The organism is Liquorilactobacillus mali KCTC 3596 = DSM 20444 (genome assembly GCF_000260415.1).
GTDB lineage: Bacteria > Bacillota > Bacilli > Lactobacillales > Lactobacillaceae > Liquorilactobacillus > Liquorilactobacillus mali.
Genome location: NZ_BACP01000033.1, coordinates 74,652 through 94,134 on the forward strand (window position 1 = coordinate 74,652; position 19,483 = coordinate 94,134).

Annotated in this window: 18 protein-coding genes and 1 pseudogene; 4 read left to right on the plus strand and 15 right to left on the minus strand. The window is 36.7% G+C overall.

Translation table 11 applies throughout. The annotated features are described in order from the left end of the window. Window positions 1–48: 48 nt before the first annotated feature. Window positions 49–2,349, minus strand: coding sequence for an RNA polymerase recycling motor HelD (gene helD, locus GSM_RS05895; RefSeq protein ID WP_003689296.1), 2,301 nt, complete (start codon window positions 2,347–2,349; stop codon window positions 49–51). 176 nt (window positions 2,350–2,525) lie between these two features. On the opposite strand from helD, the gene GSM_RS05900 reads away from it, so the two are divergent. Continuing rightward, complete coding sequence (locus GSM_RS05900) at window positions 2,526–3,167, plus strand: VTT domain-containing protein (RefSeq protein WP_003689298.1); 642 nt, start codon at window positions 2,526–2,528, stop codon at window positions 3,165–3,167. A gap of 240 nt (window positions 3,168–3,407) precedes the next feature. Beyond that, window positions 3,408–4,079 carry a histidine phosphatase family protein gene (locus tag GSM_RS05910; protein WP_003689300.1) on the plus strand — a complete coding sequence of 224 codons (672 nt, stop codon included), beginning with the start codon at window positions 3,408–3,410 and terminating at the stop codon, window positions 4,077–4,079. A 154-nt stretch (window positions 4,080–4,233) separates the two neighbouring features. Here GSM_RS05910 and GSM_RS05915 read toward each other — a convergent pair whose 3' ends face one another. The 5 genes from GSM_RS05915 to GSM_RS05935 all read right to left on the minus strand — a co-directional run bounded on the left by GSM_RS05915 (window position 4,234) and on the right by GSM_RS05935 (window position 10,005). Further along, window positions 4,234–5,187 carry an ABC transporter ATP-binding protein gene (locus GSM_RS05915; protein WP_003689302.1) on the minus strand — a complete coding sequence of 318 codons (954 nt, stop codon included), beginning with the start codon at window positions 5,185–5,187 and terminating at the stop codon, window positions 4,234–4,236. Window positions 5,188–5,202: 15 nt separating this feature from the next. Beyond that, the gene (locus GSM_RS05920) at window positions 5,203–6,252 is read right to left on the minus strand and encodes an ABC transporter ATP-binding protein (protein ID WP_003689304.1); all 1,050 of its coding nucleotides are present in this window, start codon (window positions 6,250–6,252) and stop codon (window positions 5,203–5,205) included. 8 nt (window positions 6,253–6,260) lie between these two features. Further along, complete coding sequence (locus tag GSM_RS05925; RefSeq protein WP_003689305.1) at window positions 6,261–7,286, minus strand: ABC transporter permease; 1,026 nt, start codon at window positions 7,284–7,286, stop codon at window positions 6,261–6,263. Window positions 7,287–7,290: 4 nt separating this feature from the next. After that, the gene (opp3b, locus tag GSM_RS05930) at window positions 7,291–8,220 is read right to left on the minus strand and encodes an oligopeptide ABC transporter permease (RefSeq protein ID WP_003689306.1); all 930 of its coding nucleotides are present in this window, start codon (window positions 8,218–8,220) and stop codon (window positions 7,291–7,293) included. A gap of 159 nt (window positions 8,221–8,379) precedes the next feature. After that, window positions 8,380–10,005: a peptide ABC transporter substrate-binding protein gene (locus tag GSM_RS05935; protein ID WP_003689307.1), complete on the minus strand. Its 1,626-nt coding sequence runs from the start codon at window positions 10,003–10,005 to the stop codon at window positions 8,380–8,382. Window positions 10,006–10,407: 402 nt separating this feature from the next. Between GSM_RS05935 and hflX the strand changes: the two genes are divergently transcribed. After that, complete coding sequence (gene hflX, locus GSM_RS05940; protein ID WP_003689309.1) at window positions 10,408–11,661, plus strand: GTPase HflX; 1,254 nt, start codon at window positions 10,408–10,410, stop codon at window positions 11,659–11,661. 238 nt (window positions 11,662–11,899) lie between these two features. Here hflX and GSM_RS05945 read toward each other — a convergent pair whose 3' ends face one another. The 8 genes and pseudogenes from GSM_RS05945 to GSM_RS05980 all read right to left on the minus strand — a co-directional run bounded on the left by GSM_RS05945 (window position 11,900) and on the right by GSM_RS05980 (window position 17,541). Further along, entirely contained in the window at window positions 11,900–12,553 is a 654-nt protein-coding gene (locus tag GSM_RS05945) for an amino acid ABC transporter permease (protein ID WP_003689312.1), read from the minus strand. Window positions 12,554–12,567: 14 nt separating this feature from the next. After that, window positions 12,568–13,206, minus strand: a complete 639-nt coding sequence (locus tag GSM_RS05950; protein WP_003689313.1) for an amino acid ABC transporter permease — start codon at window positions 13,204–13,206, stop codon at window positions 12,568–12,570. After that, window positions 13,203–14,030, minus strand: a complete 828-nt coding sequence (locus tag GSM_RS05955; RefSeq protein WP_003689315.1) for a transporter substrate-binding domain-containing protein — start codon at window positions 14,028–14,030, stop codon at window positions 13,203–13,205. The genes GSM_RS05950 and GSM_RS05955 overlap by 4 nt, the downstream gene beginning before the upstream one ends. 13 nt (window positions 14,031–14,043) lie before the next feature. Then, window positions 14,044–14,778, minus strand: a complete 735-nt coding sequence (locus GSM_RS05960; protein WP_003689317.1) for an amino acid ABC transporter ATP-binding protein — start codon at window positions 14,776–14,778, stop codon at window positions 14,044–14,046. Window positions 14,779–15,085: 307 nt separating this feature from the next. Further along, window positions 15,086–15,891 (minus strand): annotated as a pseudogene (locus GSM_RS15585) (DUF6681 family protein). A gap of 11 nt (window positions 15,892–15,902) precedes the next feature. Further along, window positions 15,903–16,370 carry a hypothetical protein gene (locus GSM_RS05970; RefSeq protein ID WP_003689321.1) on the minus strand — a complete coding sequence of 156 codons (468 nt, stop codon included), beginning with the start codon at window positions 16,368–16,370 and terminating at the stop codon, window positions 15,903–15,905. A gap of 76 nt (window positions 16,371–16,446) precedes the next feature. Beyond that, complete coding sequence (locus GSM_RS05975) at window positions 16,447–16,875, minus strand: Fur family transcriptional regulator (RefSeq protein ID WP_003689322.1); 429 nt, start codon at window positions 16,873–16,875, stop codon at window positions 16,447–16,449. A gap of 102 nt (window positions 16,876–16,977) precedes the next feature. Further along, the gene (locus tag GSM_RS05980; RefSeq protein ID WP_003689324.1) at window positions 16,978–17,541 is read right to left on the minus strand and encodes a guanylate kinase; all 564 of its coding nucleotides are present in this window, start codon (window positions 17,539–17,541) and stop codon (window positions 16,978–16,980) included. Between the two features lie 281 nt (window positions 17,542–17,822). Here GSM_RS05980 and GSM_RS05985 point away from each other — a divergent pair, with 281 nt between their 5' ends. Beyond that, entirely contained in the window at window positions 17,823–19,211 is a 1,389-nt protein-coding gene (locus tag GSM_RS05985; RefSeq protein WP_003689326.1) for an amino acid permease, read from the plus strand. Window positions 19,212–19,216: 5 nt separating this feature from the next. Here the strand turns inward: GSM_RS05985 and GSM_RS15040 are convergent, their stop codons facing one another. Next, the gene (locus GSM_RS15040) at window positions 19,217–19,381 is read right to left on the minus strand and encodes a hypothetical protein (RefSeq protein ID WP_155807909.1); all 165 of its coding nucleotides are present in this window, start codon (window positions 19,379–19,381) and stop codon (window positions 19,217–19,219) included. Window positions 19,382–19,483 lie beyond the last annotated feature (102 nt).

The window sequence follows — 19,483 nt, forward strand, 5'->3', positions numbered from 1 at the left end:
TAATTTTTGACCCAGCCCCCAAAATAATGATGTTAATAGTTAGTATTTCTAGTCCTCAATCAACTTGTAAGAATCAGACGAAATTCGCTCAAACAAAGTTGATAACTCATTTAGCGCAACAACATTTAATCGGTGCATTGCCCTCGAACAAATCGTATAAACCAATTGGCGTTCATCCTCATCGTGATAGTTTTTCTCACTAGCATCCCACATTATCACTGCATCAAACTCCAACCCCTTCGCCAAGAAGGCAGGTACTATAATATTGCCTGCTGCCAAGCGCTGGTTTTCAGTCTTGATCAATGTTATATTGACTCCTCGCGAATGTAATTCATCCGTGAGCTTCTGGCATTGTGCTAAAGTTTTGCCAATAATCGCCGTTGTCATTTTTTCTTTATCATTACTTTGCAATTGCTCCATGACTTTTTGAATCATTTGTTCTTCGTCACTGAATATCTGTAGCTCAGGCAATTCACCTTTACGTTCAAAAGCTTCAACAGATGCTCCTCGGAGCAGAACTTGCTTTGTAAATTCGGTTATTTGTTTTGTTGAGCGGTATGACTTAGTAAGTTGCACAACTTTGATTCCATCCTTAGGAAAAAGTTTGCTCATTTCTTCTAATAGAATGTAACTTTCTTTCTTAGTAAAAATAGCCTGATTCAAGTCACCTAATACAGTGAAACGTGCCCTCGGAAAACTTGCCTTTAGGCATGCCAGCTGGTACGGCGTGTAATCCTGGATTTCATCAATAAAGACGTGTCGAATATCCAACTCTCCACGCTTACCGGTAATCAAATCATACAAATATAAGTATGGACTAACATCCTCCATCAGCATTTTCTTCTCTTTAATAGCGGTAATCACGCGTGTTATTTCTTTTTTCCATTGTTCCTCAGTAATTCCTGCTTGTTGGACATCCAATAAATCAGGAATACTGTTTAGAAAATGAATATATTGCGCATTGATATTTAAGAACCGATTGTGCTGGATATCTCGTTGAATCTGCCTGTATTGTCCCATTACATACCGTTTCGTTAGGAAGTGCAATTCAGCATCCCCATCTCCAAAATCACGTGCACGGTCCCCATAGAGCTGCGTCAATTCTTCTGGACTTAATTCCTGAACTGCCTTTTCCACCCATTCTTCCTTAGATGTCTTATCAACTCGCCGACTAAGTTGTTTCAGCAATCTTTCTTTCGTGGCTTCGAGACGATTCCGCAAATGATAGTTCTCATTGAAACTATAGTAGATTTTTTCAATGTGCTCTTTATCAAAGAAAGTATCCCCTCTGAAGCGGATATCCTTGAAACGCATCCCTTTATTTTCAAGAAAGTTACCATATGTTGTTGTTGCATTGAAGAATTGCAGACTATCTTTCAATCCTTGGATTTTTTTCTCTTCAGCTGTCTCAACCCGTTCAAAGCGTTGCTGCAAAGTCTCAACTTTTAGTTTAGGTAATCTACGCTGAGCATATTGATAATACGTCATTTGAATCATATTTTGTTCACCTAAATCAGGCAACACTTGATCAACATAATCATTGAATAATTGATTAGGAGAAAAAAGAATTACTTGACTTGAAGTTAAATTACCTCTAAAGCGATACAGTAAATAAGCAACTCGTTGTAAGACTGCGGAAGTTTTCCCTGAACCAGCCGCACCCTGTACAAATAGCAACTGTGCTTTAGTCTCACGAATAATTTGATTCTGTTCTTTCTGGATTGTTGTCACAATACTCTTCATTTTTGTATCTGAAGAATCATCTAAAACATCTAGGAGCATTTGATCACCAACTGCTTCATCAGTATCAAAAACTGTCTGAATTTTAGCATTTTCTACTAAAAATTGACGCTTTAACTTTACGTCAACTTTCTGCATTCCATCTGGGGTCTCATAAGATACCTCACCAATCCCCCCATCATAATAGACACTGGAAATAGGTGCACGCCAATCATAGATTAAGAAATTATCTGGACGGTCACTAAATGATCCTAGACCAATGTAAACAGACTCAGTCTTTTGTTCACCTTTTTCCTTAAAATCGATTCTCGCAAAATATGGTTTCTTTTCCAGCTTTGCTAAAACATCTAATCTCCTTGCTGCTAATTTCCAATTATTTTCACGCTCTTGCAAGAGTTGTTGTTGCTGCCTAACTGTCATCGCAGTTTCAAATATTCCTGAGTAAGATTCCGTTTTAATTCGTAGGTTATTTGAGAAGTCTTTTTTGATAGCTTGGGAATCCTTTTTTACACTTTCAATCTCTTTATGATGTTTTTTCTCGGCAGTTTTAATCTTACCAACTACATCATCCATTCTTCTTTGTTCTTTAGCCTTAATATCAGAATTCATTAAATTCCCCCCAGTTGCCTAAATTCTCGTCATACAATTTTAACACCTTTATTCGTTCCCCACAATTAAAGGATATCTTTCATTATTTAAAAAATTGTAAATACTATGTAAAACACTAGCATTTAAATTCAATTTTCGTTAGAATGGTCTACAAATTAACTTAAGGAAGTGATGTCTTGATTAGCAATGTACTCTATTTTTTATCCCATCTTCAACTCTACTTGTTGCCGTTAGTTGAGACATTAGGCGGTTGGGTGTATATTGCACTCTTTGCTATTGTTTTTATGGAAACCGGACTTGTAGTATTCGCCTTTCTTCCTGGAGAATCCCTTGTTTTCTTTGCAAGTACTCTAGCTGCAATTACGGGCTCTTCTCTTGATATCAAAATTCTTGTCCCGGTATTCTTCTTTGCCGCCTTGATCGGTGATACAGTTAATTATGAAATTGGCCGTAACCTGCATAGGTTACCACTCTTTAGAAAATTTCTCTCCGCGGAGAAGCTTTCTAAAGCACGCGCCTATTTTGAAAAACACGGAGGAAAAACGGTAATGTTTGGAAGATTTATTCCTCTAATCAGAACTTTTATCCCTTTGATTTCAGGAAGCGCCCGTATGGATTACAAGCGTTTTTGCATCTATAATCTTCTTGGTGTATTAATTTGGGTTGTTTTAGGTTCTTCTCTAGGTTACTTCTTTGGACAATTGGATTTTGTTCAAAACAATTTTTCTGTCATCCTAGTATCCTTTGGACTGATATCAATCATACCTGGAATCATGATCTCACTCTATCATCTTATAAGAAACAGACAATTTATTTAAAGTTGGCTTTTGAAAATCATTTATCGACTATATTAAGAAAAAGACTTTCTTCTGGTTTATTACTGGGATTAAGTCTTTTTTCTTGTTTCAAAGCTACTTGCACTCTATCTACAGCTCCAACACAAACTGAAAGAAATAATATAACTAACTATGTTAAGAACTTTCATAGTCTTATAATTATCTGTATACTATTAATGTGCACTAAGCTAGTAAATTGGCTTTAAATTAGGAGGAGAAAAAATGGTTTTCACAATTTATTTTGTTCGCCACGGACAAACGATTTTCAATCATTATAATCGAATGCAAGGCTGGTGTGATTCACCGCTAACTGAAAAGGGAATATCTGATGCACATAAGGCTGGAAAAAGACTTGCATCAAAGCATTTTACAAGTGTATACCATAGTGATACTTCACGTGCCAAGAATACCTGTCATATTATTATGGATGAAAATAATAATTCAAAAGAACTTCCTGAACCAACCGTTCTTCCACAGTTCAGAGAACAAGGATATGGGTATTTTGAAGGCAACGATGCCAATCAAGCATGGTTTGTAGTTGGTGCCAGCCATAACTGCCGTTCCTTTCCAGAAATAATCACGAAGTATTCAATTGAAGATTCACGTAACTTCATGAAAGAAGTCGACCCATTTCATAATGCAGAAAACAATGATGAATTCTGGAAACGAGTCAATTCTGGTTTCGACTATATTCGAAATCAGCAAAAAGATGGTGATGAAGTCTTGGTTGTCAGTCATGGAACGACTATCCGCAGCATCGTTCATCGATTTGCACCTGATATTGATATCGTCTCTCTCAGCCCGCAAAATGGCTCCGTAACAAAGATGATTGTTTCTGATAAGTCAATTTCAGTTGAATATTTCAACCATTATACAGATGAGCAAAGCTATTAATAATTTTAGAAGCTAAATTTAAAATAGTAGAAGCTAGGTCAAAAGTTAAAAATTGACCTAGCTTCTACTATTTTTTAATTCTACATTCACTCACTATAATAGTCAGATTTTTCATCTCAACAACTATTGATCTACTTTGAAATGTACTTACCTGTTATTTTTCATAACTGGCAGCACGTTCTTTATATTTAGCAACTTCGTCTTCTGAACAACGAACAAAGTGTCCAGGTGTGATTTCGTGCATTTTACGCGGCTTATTTTCAGTGTCAGTTTCCTGTGCTGGATCATAAACAATCTGCTTACGGTTACGCTCAAATTCTGGATCCGGAACTGGGACGGCTGAAATCAAGCTTGCGGTATAATCATGCAGTGGCTTAGTATAAACATCATCAGATGTACCAACTTCCAAAAGCTTGCCATAATGCATAACCCCAATTCGATCTGAAATGTACTTAACCATTGAAAGATCATGTGCAATAAAGAGATATGTCAATCCCTGTTCCTTCTGTAAATCCTTCAGCAAATTAACAACCTGTGCCTGAATCGAAACATCCAACGCAGAGATTGGTTCATCAGCAATAATAAACTTGGGCTGCACAGCCAAAGCGCGTGCGATCCCTATCCGTTGACGTTGTCCACCTGAAAATTCATGTGGATAGCGGCTTGAATGATCCTTATTTAATCCCACTATTTCTAGGAGATCCTCGACCATCTTACTACGTTCCGCATCGCTTTTAGCCAGATGATGTATATCAATTCCTTCAGCAACGATATCCTTAATCTTCATTCTTGGGTTTAGAGAAGCATATGGATCTTGAAAAATCATCTGCATTTCTCTTCTAAATGCATGCATTTCTTGTTTTGTTTTTAACTTATTAATGTCTTGTCCATCAAAAATAATCTCACCATCGGTTGGTTCATATAAATGAATAATACTTCTACCAGTCGTTGTTTTACCAGAACCTGATTCACCTACAAGACCAAAAGTTTCTCCTTCATAGATATCGAAACTTACATCGTCGACAGCTTTGACCAAATCAGATTTCCCCACATTAAAATATTGTTTGAGGTGCTTAACTTCTAATAGCTTTTTCTTTTTTTCTGACATGGGTCTTCTTCCTTCCTAGGCCTTTACTGACTTATTGGCGCTCATCTTAGCAAACAGCTTTTGACGGCGCACAATCTCGGTTGGTGGAGTTACTTTTGGAGCATCTGGATGTAACAACCAAGTAGCAGCGTAGTGAGTGTCTGAAACCTTGAAGAAAGGTGGTTCTTTTTCAACATCAATCTTCATTGCATACGCACTACGAGCAGCAAAAGCATCTCCCTTTGGTGGATCCAACAAGTCAGGAGGGGTACCTGGAATTGCCTCTAACAATGTACTTGAAAGAGTTGGCATTGAATTCAACAGACCCCATGTGTAAGGATGCTGCGGGTTATAGAAAATCTCATCAACTGTTCCATATTCAACGATTTTACCCGCATACATTACAGCAACTCTATCAGCCATGCCTGCAACTACACCCAAATCATGAGTAATAAAGATAATTGAAGTCTCAATTTTTGATTGAAGTTCCTTCATCAAGTCAAGAATTTGTGCCTGAATTGTCACATCAAGAGCAGTAGTTGGTTCATCAGCGATTAGTATCTCCGGATAACAAACCAGCGCAATTGCGATAACAATACGTTGACGCATACCACCTGAGAATTGATGAGGATATTCATTAATTCTCTTTTCTGGGTCAACAATCCCTACTAATTTCAGAATATCAAGGGCCTGGGCCCAAGCCTTCTTCTTTTCCATTTTCTTATGCTTCATTAATGGTTCCGCAATCTGCTGTCCAATTTTCATTGTTGGATCTAATGAAGTCATTGGATCCTGAAAAATCATTGCGATATCCTTACCACGAATATTCTGCATCTCTTTTTCAGATTTTTTCAAAATATCTTGGTCATGATACATGATTGACCCGCCAACAACTTCTGCATTATTTGCAAGTAACCCCATCAAACTCTTTGTTGTAACTGACTTACCTGACCCAGATTCACCAACTATTGCAAGCGTTTCACCTTTATCTAGATGAAAGCTAACATCACGGATGGCTTTGACATCACCAGCATAAGTATGGAAATTTATTTCCAAATTTTTCACATCTAAAATTCTCTCAGCCATTTTGCCACCTACCTTCTAGTCTTTGGATCAAATGCATCGCGTAAACCATCACCTAACAAGTTAAATGCAATCATCAATACACACAATACGATTGCTGGATACCACATCTGATATGGTAAGAACTGGAAGTTCTTCTGTCCATCATTGAGTAACACACCAAGTGAAGTTTCAGGAGCACTGATACCAATACCAATGAAACTCAGGAAGGCTTCAAAGAATATTGCCGTTGGAATTGTATACATTGTTTGAATGATAATAATACTTGAGAGGTTTGGAACCAAATGCTTCCAAGCTATCTTAGGAGCCGATTCTCCCAAAGAACGGGCGGCCAACACATACTCTTGCGACTTGAGCTGCAGCGTTTCCGCTCGAATCATTCTGGCCATCGTTGTCCAACTTGAAATCGCAATTGCGGCGATAATCGACGTCATACCTGGTTTTAGAACCAATAACATCAAAACAACGATAACAAGACTTGGGACGGACGAGATAATTTCAATAATACGCTGCATTACATTATCAACTCGCCCTCCTTTCCAACCGGATATAATCCCATATGCAACACCAATGGTTAGATCGAAGAACGTTGCTACAAGTGCAACTATCAATGAAACTTTTGTACCATAAATAATTCTTTCAGCGAGCGAGCGACCTAAATAATCTGTCCCCAAAACAAAATATTTACCTGAAGGAATATTATTTTGCTTATATTCATCTACCCATTCACCAGAAACCTTCAGTTTCCCATTAAATCCATTAATCGGAACACCAGGTATTTTTGCTGGTAAATTAGCATAATTAGGAGCCGACTTAACCAATGAAGCATGATCAATAAAAAATGATGAACCAAAGGCCACAACTATCATCAAAACAATAATCCAAAGTGAGATGAACGCACCCTTATTCATTTTTAAACGGCGCCAAGCATCTTGAACGAAGGTTAATGATGGAGCAGCAATTTTTTCGTTGTCTAGCTCTTCAGCTTTTGGTAAAGCCTCAAAGCTATCTGGACTTAATTTAATTTTTTCTTCCATCTGCTTAATCTCCATTTCCACTTAGTCGAATTCTTGGATCAATGATTCCATAAACAATATCTGTCAGTAAGATAACAACAACTAAACCAGCAGAAAACAGCATTGTCACACCCATAATCGTTGGATAATCATTTGTTGTAATTGACTTAACAAACTGTTCACCAATACCAGGAATAGAAAAGATATTTTCAATAACCATTGATCCTGTCATAAGGGCAACTGTATAAGGCCCAATCAATGTTACTAAAGGTATCAAACTATTTCTCAATGCATGATGATAGACTATACCGAATTTTGTTAGTCCCTTGGCCCGGGCAAGTTCGATATAATCAGAACTCAAAACATCCACCATCCCAGTTCGTATGAAACGAGCCGTTTCCGCGAGCGGTCCAACTCCCAAGGCAATTGTTGGTAACACCGTGTAGCTAAAGCCACCCCAATCAGCAATTGGGAACCAACCCAATTTAAGAGCGATATAGAATTGCAATAATACAGCCAAAACAAAGTTAGGTACTGATTTACCGATGATAGAAAGAACCGTGCATAAAGTATCAATCCAAGTATTTCTATTGATAGCTGCAAAAGAACCAATAATAATTCCAACTAAAACACCAAAAATCATTGCTTGAAGACCCAATTGAGCCGAAGCACCAATTCTACTTGAAATCAAATATGAAACTGGCTGATTACTATATTGGAATGAAGTTCCTAAGTCTCCATGCAACATACCACCAAGATAAATAAGGTATTGCAACCATACCGGTTTATTCAACCCATATTGTTCATTCATAATTTTAATCTGCTGCGGTGTCATCTTTTCCTGATTAGAGTACGGTGTTCCTGGCATTAATTTCATTAAAAAGAAAGTAATTGTTGCTACTAGGAATAACGTCAATAACATATAGAAGACACGCTTTAAAAGATATTTGCGCATAATTTTTCCTCACATTCTAGTTCTTACTCTTACTCCAAAGCTATGACAGACAATATTTATTGTACATTATAATATAATTTTGTTCCATACACCAATTGGGGGATAACTATGTTCAGTTAATCCCCCAATTAGCTTTTAATATTATTTTAACTCAACTAATTATTTTGCAATATAAGTGTTCTTAAAGTTGTAGTTAACACCAGCAGCATTGTAGATAACACCCTTAACTTTTGATTTAACTAAAGTTGCAGTTGCTTGTTGATACAATGGAGAAATACCCTGGTCATTCAATAAAATCTTTTGTGCTTTAACTAAGTCATTCCAACGTTTTGTTGTATTACCAGCATCGGTTGTCTTAGAAGCTTCAATCAACTTATCGTATTCAGCATTCTTCCACTTACCATTGTTTTGCGAGTTATCTGATGTAAAGAGATCTAAGAAACTAATTGGATCAGAGAAATCGGCACCCCAACCTGTAACAACGATTCCAAAGTCTCCACTTTCTGAACGTGCTAAACGCGTCTTAAATGGTACATTTGAAACGGAAACTTTGGCACCTGACAAGTTCTCTTCAATCTGACTTTGCAAGAATGTTGTAGAGTCTTTGGCTTTATCCGTATCATCACTAAGTAATTGAATGTTCAGTGATGTAACACCAAGTTCTTTCAAACCTTTTGCCCATAATTTCTTAGCTTCTGCACGATTTGTTGCGACAGCACTCTTAACCGATGCTGCTGAAGCAAAATCTTCGCCATTCAATTTGGCTAAACCTGTTGATGCTAAACCTTTAGCTACTGTTGAACCATCACCAAGAACTTTGTTTACAAATTGTTTGCGATCGATAACCAATGAGATAGCCTTACGGATATTAGCATTTTGATATTCTTTCTTTGTTTGGTTATATTCGAGATAGAATGTTGAAGCCCCTTTACGAGTCACAAGCTCTTTTGAGTTAGCTAATTGCTTTGCCTGTTCTGCACTCAATGTTGTTTCATCTAACTTACCAGATTGATATAAGTTATATGAAGTCGTTGTACTCTTATTAACCTTAAAGTTGATTGCTGAAAGCTTAACATCCTTCTTGTCCCAATAATTGTTATTTTTCTTCAATGTCCAGCTTAAGTTTGAACCAGTCCATTTTGTAAGCTTGAATGGTCCGTTATATACCATATACTTAGAAGCTGTACCATATTTGCTGCCGTATTCTTTAACTGCTTTTTCATTTTGTGGGAAGAATACTGGGAATCCCATCAATAACTTGAAGTATGGAAGTTTCTTATCCAATGTTACAACCAACTTATAATTACCCTCAGCTTTAATACCTAAAGTAGAAACAGCTTTCTTACCATTCATAATATCATCAGCGTTTGCAATACCACTGAATAAGTAAGCATATTGTGATGCCGTCTTTGGATTAACTGTTCTTTGCCAACTGTAGACAAAATCTTTAGCCGTTACCTTTTGGCCATTACTCCATTTAGCATTTTTACGCAACGTAAATGTATATTTCATCCCATCGCTAGATACTTGCGTCTTGGTAGCAATTCCTGGTTCAATCTTGCTATCCTTGCCTAAACGATACAAACCTTCGTTTGTATTGTTTAATGTATCAAAACTTACAACATCAGTTGCCGTTGACAAATCCATTGTCGGCAATTCTGCCGTTTCGTTCCAGTTAAGTACTTGCTTTGATGCTGTAGAACTGCTCTTAGAGCCACAAGCTACTAAGAATAATGAAGACAAAGCTACAACCGTACCCAGCTTTGCGAATTTATTTATTTTCATCGCACTATTACTCCCCTTGTTCGTTTCAGATAAGAAACTATTTTTTTCTAACAGTGATTAAATCTTATATGATAATTAAATTAAATACAAGTGTAAGTTCTTACTTTATTCATATTTCTTCCACACTTTGCCTGTATTTATGCAGTTTTTTCGAATTTTATAAAATAAAACATAGAATTCACTTTTTTATTCAAAGAAAAAACCGCTTTTATTTTTGTAAAATAAATAATAGACTTACATTATTAATGGTTTTATACATTATTAATATTCGTCTTTAACTTAATTAAAAATCACTAAGAATTGATTATACTTCTTTTCATTTTCTATTTGGTCTTTTTTCTCCCATCAACAGGTATTTAGTAATAAATGTTATACTTAGAAATAGTAAAGGAGGAATTTACAATGATTCCAGTTATTACTGCAGGCATCGAAGCACAACAAGAAAATTTTGACTATTTAATGGACGAATTAACAGAATTAGTAAAAGCAAATAATATGAATGTGGTTGCTGATGTCCGTCAACGACTGCAAAAACCAGTGTCCGCAACTTATCTAGGAAAGGGAAAAGTCTCGGAAATTGCTGAAATCGCACGAGCGACTGATGCACAATTTATAATTCTAAATGATGAATTATCTCCAACACAAATCCGTAATCTTGAAAAAGATACTGGTATCGCTGTTTTGGATCGTACAGAACTTATTTTAGAGATCTTCTCAAACCGTGCTCGTTCAAAAGAAGCACAGATTCAAGTTGAAATTGCGCGTTTGAAATATAAGATGCCTCGATTAAGAGTTGCACCAGATATCAAACTAGATCAACAGAGTGCAAGTGGTGCCCTAGCAAACCGTGGTGCTGGTGAAACAAAACTCGAATTGAATAGACGAACTCTTCAAAATAGGATTTCTTTTTTATCGCGAGAGCTAAAAGAAATTGATAAGGAATTTGAAATAAAGAGTAAATCACGTCGCAAGTCAAATCTGCCTAGTGTCGCACTTGTAGGTTATACAAATGCTGGTAAGTCAACCACAATGAATGGCCTACTTTCATTGTTCTCAGAGGAAGAAACCAAACAAGTCTTTGAAAAAGATATGCTCTTTGCAACCTTGGATACTTCTGTGAGGAACCTAAGTTTTCCGGATAATAAAAAGTTTCTTCTAAGTGACACTGTTGGGTTTATAAGCAAACTACCACATAATCTGGTCGAAGCATTCAAGTCAACATTAGCCGAGGTTAGGGAGGCCGATTTATTAATTCAGGTAATTGATATTTCTGATCCGCACTCCAAAGAAATGATTGCAACGACAAATCAGACACTTGAAGAATTGGGTGTTAGCAATAAAAAAATGATCTATGCTTATAATAAAGCAGATAAAGCTGAAGTAGAATATCCCACTATTGAGGGAATGAATATCACTTACAGTGCTCAAGATAAAGCATCATTAGAGGAACTTGCAAATTTGATTAAAACAACCCTTTTCCCAGGTTATCAAAAAATGAAGTTTCTAATTCCTTTTACTTCAGGTAACTATCTTGAACGGCTGAACTCTCAAGCAAACGTGCTCAATACTGAATACACTGTTGACGGCAGCATTGTAACAGCCGAAGTCTCCCCCATCCAAGCACAATATTTCTCTAAATTTGTTTATTCTGAGTAGGACTATTATAAAATTTTATGTATAAAAAAGCTGAGTCAAAACTAAATTTTGGCTCAGCTCTTCTTTTTTATCTCAGATAAACGTGTTCCATAAGTAGAAATTCTCAATCCAAATCCGGATTATTCGTAACAAATTACCGTCGTACACATAATTTCATGTTAACGCTCGAATTTCATGTCACACTTCTGAGTTGTTGAGACTTTTCTTTTTTAAAATCATTACCACTGTATTTGATAGCTTACCCAACTCTTTTTTCCAGTCTTGAAGCAACTAGTGACAAGGCGTAGCAAACGACAAAATACAAAACAGCCAGTGCAACGAACATAGGAATCATGTATCTCGTGTTCTGCCCATAAATTATCTGTGCGCGATACATTAATTCTGGTAAAACAATGATTGTGGCCAAAGACGTGTCCTTTATCAACGAGATAAATTGACTTACCAAGGGCGGTATCATCTTTCTTAACGCCTGTGGTAAAACGATATACCGTAGTCCTTGCCAATAAGTTAACCCGTTTGCGCGTGCACCTTCCATTTGTCCAGTATCAACAGCCAAAATCCCACTTCTCACAATTTCAGCGATCATAGCTGATTCAAAAACTGTCATGGCAGCAATTGCTGCGGTTAATGGTTCCATCCTGATTCCAATTTTTGGTAATCCAAAATACGTGAAAAAAATCAGTAGCAGCAGTGGCAAATTCCTAATCAAATCAATAATAACTCCAACAACTCCTGAAACAACTGGGTAGCGAATATATCTAATAATTCCTAGAAATAAGCCAACTATTGAACTCAAAATTATTGAGACGACAGATACTTCTATCGTGACCCATAATCCCTCTAGTAAGAAGCGAAAATTTATCCAAGTGTATGCTTCAGCAAAACTATTCATTTATCCGTCCCCCCCTAGGCTAATTTTTTTTCGAGATACCGCATATAATAACTTAACGGTAATGTGATTATTAAATATAAGACACCTACAGCAATATAAGTATTAAAAGTATCAAATGTCGCTGAAGCAATCATATCTCCTTGATACATTAAATCAAATCCAGCTACAAAGGCTAATACGGACGAATTTTTCACCAAATTAATAAACTGATTTCCCAATGGTGGAATAACGTATTTAAAAGCTTGGGGCAAAACAATATGCCACATTGCTTGCATGAAACTTAATCCATTTGCACGTGCACCCTCCATTTGTCCACTATCAACTGCTTGAATTCCCGCTCGAACTGTCTCAGCAATGAATGAAGAAGTATAAAGAGTCAATCCAATTGTTCCTGCAGTAAAACCATCCATTGGTAAAACATATTGCGGTACAACTACATAAAAGAACATGCCTATTACTAATAACGGAATATTACGAAACACTTCGATATAAATTCTGCCGATAATGCGTAAAAACTTAGACGGTAAAACCTCAAAGATTGCAAACGTAGAACCGATTACCAGGCTAAAGAACAATGCAATCACACTACACAAAATTGTATTTCCCAGGCCGGTCAGCAATTCTTGCCAATGCTGTTGAAAAACACTAATCATTGTTGACTCGCCTCCTTCAAGTTAAATCCAGCTACATTTCCGAACCATTTTTGCAGCAGCTTCTGATATGTCCCATCTTTTCTCATTTCAGCCAAAGCCTTATTGATTTTATTCTTTAACTCCGTTTGCCCTTGATTTACGGCTATCCCATAAGGCTCATTAGTGAATGTTCCCCCAACTACCTGATACCCAGGGTTCTCCGAAGCAATTCCGAATAAAATACCATTATCTGTTGTAAGAGCCTGCCCTTGGCCTGACTTCAAAGCAGTAAATGCCTGCGCATAATCTTCAAGTTCCAGTATTTTGGCTTTTGGTGCTGATTTCTTAATATTAACAGCAGATGTCGAACCTTTAACTGCTAATACTGTTGTTCCAGTTTTATTCAAATCCTTAACACTCTTAATATTACTGCCCTTCTTTACCAGCAATGATTGTCCAGCTGCAAAATACACTTTTGAAAAATCAACAATCTTTTCGCGGTCTGGTGTAATTGTCATTGTTGCAATGATTGCATCAATATTACCATTTTTAAGTAGTGGTATTCTTGTCTTACTTGTAACTTGGACGAATTTTGCCTTACCGTTTGGGCCCAATATTTTTTTAGTAACTGCTTTAGCAACATCAATATCAAAGCCTTTAATTTGCCCAGTCTTGACATCCATCAACCCAAAAAGACGAGTATCGGCCTTAACTCCCCACGTAATGGTATTGTCAGCCTTGTCCTCACTCCATGTACTTTGTGACTTTGAAGATGAGCAAGCACAAAGGAGCCCTCCAAGAATAAAAATACTTAGCGCAAGGAGCAATTTTCTTAGTCTTTTCATCAACTCTCCTCCTCTAATGCTTGATAATCTTACTTAGAAACTGCTTTGCACGTTCTTCTTTGGGTGCTTCAAAAAATTCGTCTGCATGTGCATCTTCTAGGATCTCACCCTTATCCATAAAGACAACTCGGTCAGCAACTTCACGGGCAAAACCCATCTCATGAGTTACGACAACCATCGTCATACCTTCTTTTGCAATTTCCTTCATTACGTTCAATACATCATCAATCATTTCTGGATCAAGTGCAGATGTTGGTTCATCAAACAATAATGCCTTAGGTTTCATAGCCAAGCTTCTAGCAATTGCAACTCGCTGCTTTTGCCCACCAGACAATTGTTTTGGATAAGATGCAGTCTTATCTGACACACCGACTGACTCTAATAACTTCAAAGCCGTCTCTTTATTTTCCTTTTCATTTCTTTTCAAAACAAGTTTAGGTGCTAACATGATGTTTTCAAGCACAGTCTTATTATCATATAAGTTAAAATGCTGAAAGACCATCCCTACATCCTTGCGAATCTGATTTAAATCTGTTTTTTTATCAGCCAAGTCATAGCCATTAACTAGTAATTGACCCTCTTCGATCTCTTCCAAACCGTTAATTGTACGAATCAAAGTACTCTTACCCGAACCTGACGGACCGATTACAACCACCACTTCACCTTTTTCAACCTGTAAATTGATATTTTTCAGAGCATGAAATTTCCCGTAATACTTTTCAACTTTTTTAAATTCAATAATTGACATTTTTTGTTCCCCTCCCGTGTAAATTAATATACGATAATAAACATTCTAATTAAATTTTCCTTTTTATGCAAGATATTTCTTTTTATCTCTTGCCTAATTGACGATATTAATGACTTTTATTTAGCAAATTATTTATTTTCAATACTAAATAATCTTCCCAGACAAAATAAAGGAACTGGATCAAAATTTAAATCTTGACCTAGCTCCTCCACTATATTATTTCGTATAAACGCACTCAAATTTTAAAGGCTTATGTCATACTCTCTTTCAATTACTATTTTTAAATTCACCTGAATATTCTAACTTTTTACTTGTTATTATATGCTACCTGTACACCAAGGTTAAAAGGCTGCTCCTCCGACACAAGAGAAGATCTACCTGCAAACTTGTGTGGCCCACCTTCGATTACAACTGCAGCAAGAAATATTTCGTATTTATCGCCTATATCGGCAACTGGGGTTAATCCAACCCGTACTATTTCGCCTAACTCTTTTCTCTCCAGCGGATTTACTCCACCAAGAATAACAAATTTATCTCCGCGTTTCTCTAATTCGAAATATGGAAGTGCCACCGGTTCCAGCAGCGCATCAATTCCGTTAGTATTTGTACGAGCCACCTTAAGCTGATGTTCTTCTGACAGCCCGCCAAAATTTAAACTAAGATATCCTTGTTGCTCCAATACCTCTACTATTTTTTTAGATTGTTGTGATGCTCTTGATTCATTTTAAGCGAGGCCGGCAACATCTTCTCATTATCAAATATTCCGTTAGTCTGCACATATCCTGCTTTGGACAGGTTACTATTTTTTTCTATCTTTTCTTCCCTTGGCTTCATATGCAATTTTTTCTCGATCCAAGGAGAAAAATCAATCCGTGATTGTTTTTTCGTAAAATAGTGAATAACATTTAAATATGAAAAGTACGCCAACGCAATAAATGCCAAGATAAAAAGTGCTCCTCTTGTCATAAATCCATTCTTAAAAAATTGATATGCTACGTATAATAGATAAAAATTTCCTACGGTTCCAAGAATGGTATAAATCCTATTTTTCAGCTTTACATTTATATTGATATATCCTAAATAACTATTGATAATCCCAATTATACTAAACAAAGAGGCACCTCCTATTCCGACCTAGTCGTTTGCGCACTCGAACTTGTATTATCAGTTTGAGTACCCTGTGTCGAACTGCTTGTAGTAGTAGAAGCGGTAGATTGACTTGCGCTGCTCTCATCTTGAGTTTGATCATTATCACTTGAAGATAAACTGCTACTACTTGAGCGTACGCTGCTGCTTGACCTTGATATTGTGTCTCTTTCTTCTGAACTGCTATCTTTTTCTGAGGAAGACAGAGACTCCGACGAACTGCTTGAAGAAAGACTGCTTGAGGAAGGTTCGCTAGATGGGGCTGAACTTTCTGAGCTTACTGTCCTGCTCTCATTTGAACTGACTGCGGATGTTGATGTTTTTGTCACAGTCCGCCCTTCATTTGTATGTGTCACAGTATTTACTGCAACATTCGTAGCTCCAAGTGCTAAAACTACTGACATTACCGCAAACGGCGTAATGAACGGTGGCGTTCGATATGCCATTTAAATCGCTCCATTTCTAAATATTATTTATAATGCTATTCTAAAATATTTATAGGATGTATGGTACTTCCTACATCTAATTTTTGCCTAATCTTATACAATCTGCACAGATCCCGTATAGTTCAAAATGATGATCATCAATTTCACATCCAGGAAGCTGCTTTTCAAAAAAGTCCAAAGGACACATCTGTACTTCTTGAACTTTTCCACATTTTTTACAAATAAAATGATGATGATGCTGATGCACAAAGTCACACTGATACTTGACACAAGCAATCCCGTCACGTGTCCGCTGCTCAATTATCCCAACTTCTTGAAACTCCTTGATGTTTCGATAAATGGTATTGTGACTCATACCTGGATAAATCTCATGCATATACTTATCAACGGCTGCAACATTAACATATTGTTCTTGAAAATGGCTAAGATACTCTAACATACTTATTCTTTGCTTTGTGATCTTATAATTGTTTTTCTGTAGTATTTTCACTGCAACTTCAATCATTTTTTTCGCCTCCATAATAATAGTAGCGTTCAAGAGTATAGTCTTCATTTGATAGTTAGTCATTAACTACCAGTTAATATTAAAATTACATATAGTGTTATGTTATACCTTAAATCCTGCATCTTTTAATGTCTGATTCACGATGTGTTTTGTATTCTGCCATACTCCATTTTCAATTACTGTGCAAAAGGGTACTAATTTTTGCGGTATAGTCATATCCCGTCTTGCTTCCAAACTTGTTAAACGTTTTGCAACTTCCTGCTCGGATTCTCCGCGCTTCAAAATCCGTCCTGAGATTTGCTTTGTATCAGGAACCTTAATATACCAAAACAATGTTTGAATATCTTTTATTGCCTTTTTATAACTGAGAACTCCCTTAGTGTCCAACACTATGGTTACTGTATCCGACTTCTGAAATGCCAACTCCAGTCCCTCATAGGAAGAACCATACATGTGTCCTGCGTATTCCACATACTCGATAAAGTGATTTTTATAAAAACTGTCTTCTGATTCGAAGTAATAATCAACTTTATTTTTTTCCATTATCCTAGGCTGTCTTGTGGTATGCGTAATCACCCGCTGAAATCCATACTTTTTTAGCAAATAATTCTGCACGGTCGTCTTTCCTGAACCCGGTGCTCCACATATGACTATCAATTTTTTCATCTTTTCATCCATTCCAAGTCATTAATTAACTAAGCTGTCTTTTTGCATTTTGGATAGTAACCATTATCCATATAGCAATTATAATGACTATAGTCCTTTATTACTATGAAAAAGCCAATAAAAAACTGTTATTTCAATATTTTTTCATACATTTCACAAAGAATACTATCACTCGGGCACTCCAAACCAATTTATTTTCCTAACATGAATTGACAGATCACTTCAATTACGTTTATTATCTAAGTCAGTATTTTAAATAAAAAAAAGGTGAGGTATTTCTTTTGAATCTAAAGGAACGCATTTTACGCAAAGAAAGTCTATCTCGTTATATTACCAAAGATAATCGTTTTGTAAAAACCTTGGGTGCTGGTGATCTTATTGCACTTGGTGTTGGAGCTGTCATTGGTGCCGGAATCTTCATACTCCCAGGAACTGTGGCTGCTATGCACACTGGCCCAAGTATTGTATTATCATTCATTTTAGCAGCGATAGTCTGTTCCACAGCCGCACTATGCTATGCTGAATTTTCTGCTTCATTACCTATTGCTGGCAGTGCCTATTCATTTGGGACTATCGTCTTTGGTGAGATTATTGGCTGGTTTCTCGGTTGGGCTTTAATACTTGAATACATGCTTGCCGTTGCTGCCGTATCAACAGGATGGTCAGCTTACTTTAAATCTTTTCTACTAGGTTTCGGTATTCAGATTCCTAAAGCACTAAGTGGCAATTTCGACCCCGCAAATGGAACATACATTAATCTTGCTGCGGTTCTAATCATCCTCTTGATTTCTTTTATGCTCTCTAAAGGTGTCAAATCTTCAATTAGGATCAACAATGTTATTGTATTGGTAAAGATAGCTATTATTGCAGTTTTCCTAATTGTTGGTGCATTCTACGTTAAACCTGCCAATTGGCAACCATTCATGCCCTTTGGTGTCAATGGGGTATTCGTTGGTGCTTCTTCCGTATTCTTTGCTTACCTCGGATTTGATGTGGTCTCCGCTTCAGCAGCTGAAGTTAAGAACCCTCGTAAGAATATGCCATTAGGTATCCTAGGAACACTCATCATCTGTACCGTTCTTTATATCTTAGTTTCCATTGTTTTGACTGGCATGGTTTCTTATACTAAGCTTAACGTGGCCGATCCAGTTGCTTTTGCACTCCAATCTGTTAACCAAAATTGGGTAGCGGGTATTATTTCGATAGGTGCCCTAGCTGGAATGTTCACAATGATGGTTACTATGATTTATAGTAGTTCTCGCTTGATCTATTCGATCGGACGAGACGGTCTTTTACCTAATTTCCTTGGAAAAATCAATTCCAAGAGTCACACTCCTAATAACAGTATGCTTGTCGTTACAATAATTATTGCCGTTATGGGTGGGCTGGTTTCACTTAATCAACTTGCCAATTTGGTAAATATTGGTACCTTGATTGCATTTACCTTCGTTTCATTTGGAGTAATTCCTCTTCGCAAACGAACGGATATTTCACATGACGGGTTTAAAGTTCCGCTTTATCCTATTTTACCAGTTATTTCCGGAATTTTGTGTATCATCATGATGACACGCCTATCTGTAGAAACATGGGTTGCATCAATCATTTGGTTTGCCATAGGTATGATTCTTTACTTCACTTACGGTATAAAGCATAGTAAATTATCTGATTGATTCTATTAACATGCCATGTTAGGTTTAAAACGATCATTAGAATTATTATTAATATTATTACTCGCTAAAAGATGAATGATTTGTTTATGTTTTGCAAGCAGTAACAAGAGGCCCGTTCGAAAATTCAATTTTGAACGGGCTTTTTTTGATCCCGCATAAACGTGTTTCATAAATCAAAATTCTCCATCTAACTTCGCACTACTTACTTATAGCCAAGGACTTGCTGTGCTCTTAATTTCTCGTTAGTACTCAGGTTTTACCAACTCATGCTG

What these genes read in the sequence shown, in the direction of transcription:
- helD (WP_003689296.1), bottom strand. Translation starts at nt 2,349, where the DNA reads ATGAATTCTGATATTAAGGCTAAAGAACAAAGAAGAATGGATGATGTA.
- GSM_RS05915 (WP_003689302.1), bottom strand. Translation starts at nt 5,187, where the DNA reads ATGTCAGAAAAAAAGAAAAAGCTATTAGAAGTTAAGCACCTCAAACAA.
- GSM_RS05920 (WP_003689304.1), bottom strand. Translation starts at nt 6,252, where the DNA reads ATGGCTGAGAGAATTTTAGATGTGAAAAATTTGGAAATAAATTTCCAT.
- GSM_RS05960 (WP_003689317.1), bottom strand. Translation starts at nt 14,778, where the DNA reads ATGTCAATTATTGAATTTAAAAAAGTTGAAAAGTATTACGGGAAATTT.
- GSM_RS05910 (WP_003689300.1), top strand. Translation starts at nt 3,408, where the DNA reads ATGGTTTTCACAATTTATTTTGTTCGCCACGGACAAACGATTTTCAAT.
- GSM_RS05945 (WP_003689312.1), bottom strand. Translation starts at nt 12,553, where the DNA reads ATGAATAGTTTTGCTGAAGCATACACTTGGATAAATTTTCGCTTCTTA.
- GSM_RS05975 (WP_003689322.1), bottom strand. Translation starts at nt 16,875, where the DNA reads ATGATTGAAGTTGCAGTGAAAATACTACAGAAAAACAATTATAAGATC.
- hflX (WP_003689309.1), top strand. Translation starts at nt 10,408, where the DNA reads ATGATTCCAGTTATTACTGCAGGCATCGAAGCACAACAAGAAAATTTT.
- GSM_RS05970 (WP_003689321.1), bottom strand. Translation starts at nt 16,370, where the DNA reads ATGGCATATCGAACGCCACCGTTCATTACGCCGTTTGCGGTAATGTCA.
- opp3b (WP_003689306.1), bottom strand. Translation starts at nt 8,220, where the DNA reads ATGCGCAAATATCTTTTAAAGCGTGTCTTCTATATGTTATTGACGTTA.
- GSM_RS05955 (WP_003689315.1), bottom strand. Translation starts at nt 14,030, where the DNA reads ATGAAAAGACTAAGAAAATTGCTCCTTGCGCTAAGTATTTTTATTCTT.
- GSM_RS05935 (WP_003689307.1), bottom strand. Translation starts at nt 10,005, where the DNA reads ATGAAAATAAATAAATTCGCAAAGCTGGGTACGGTTGTAGCTTTGTCT.
- GSM_RS05925 (WP_003689305.1), bottom strand. Translation starts at nt 7,286, where the DNA reads ATGGAAGAAAAAATTAAATTAAGTCCAGATAGCTTTGAGGCTTTACCA.
- GSM_RS05980 (WP_003689324.1), bottom strand. Translation starts at nt 17,541, where the DNA reads ATGAAAAAATTGATAGTCATATGTGGAGCACCGGGTTCAGGAAAGACG.
- GSM_RS05950 (WP_003689313.1), bottom strand. Translation starts at nt 13,206, where the DNA reads ATGATTAGTGTTTTTCAACAGCATTGGCAAGAATTGCTGACCGGCCTG.
- GSM_RS15040 (WP_155807909.1), bottom strand. Translation starts at nt 19,381, where the DNA reads ATGAAACACGTTTATGCGGGATCAAAAAAAGCCCGTTCAAAATTGAAT.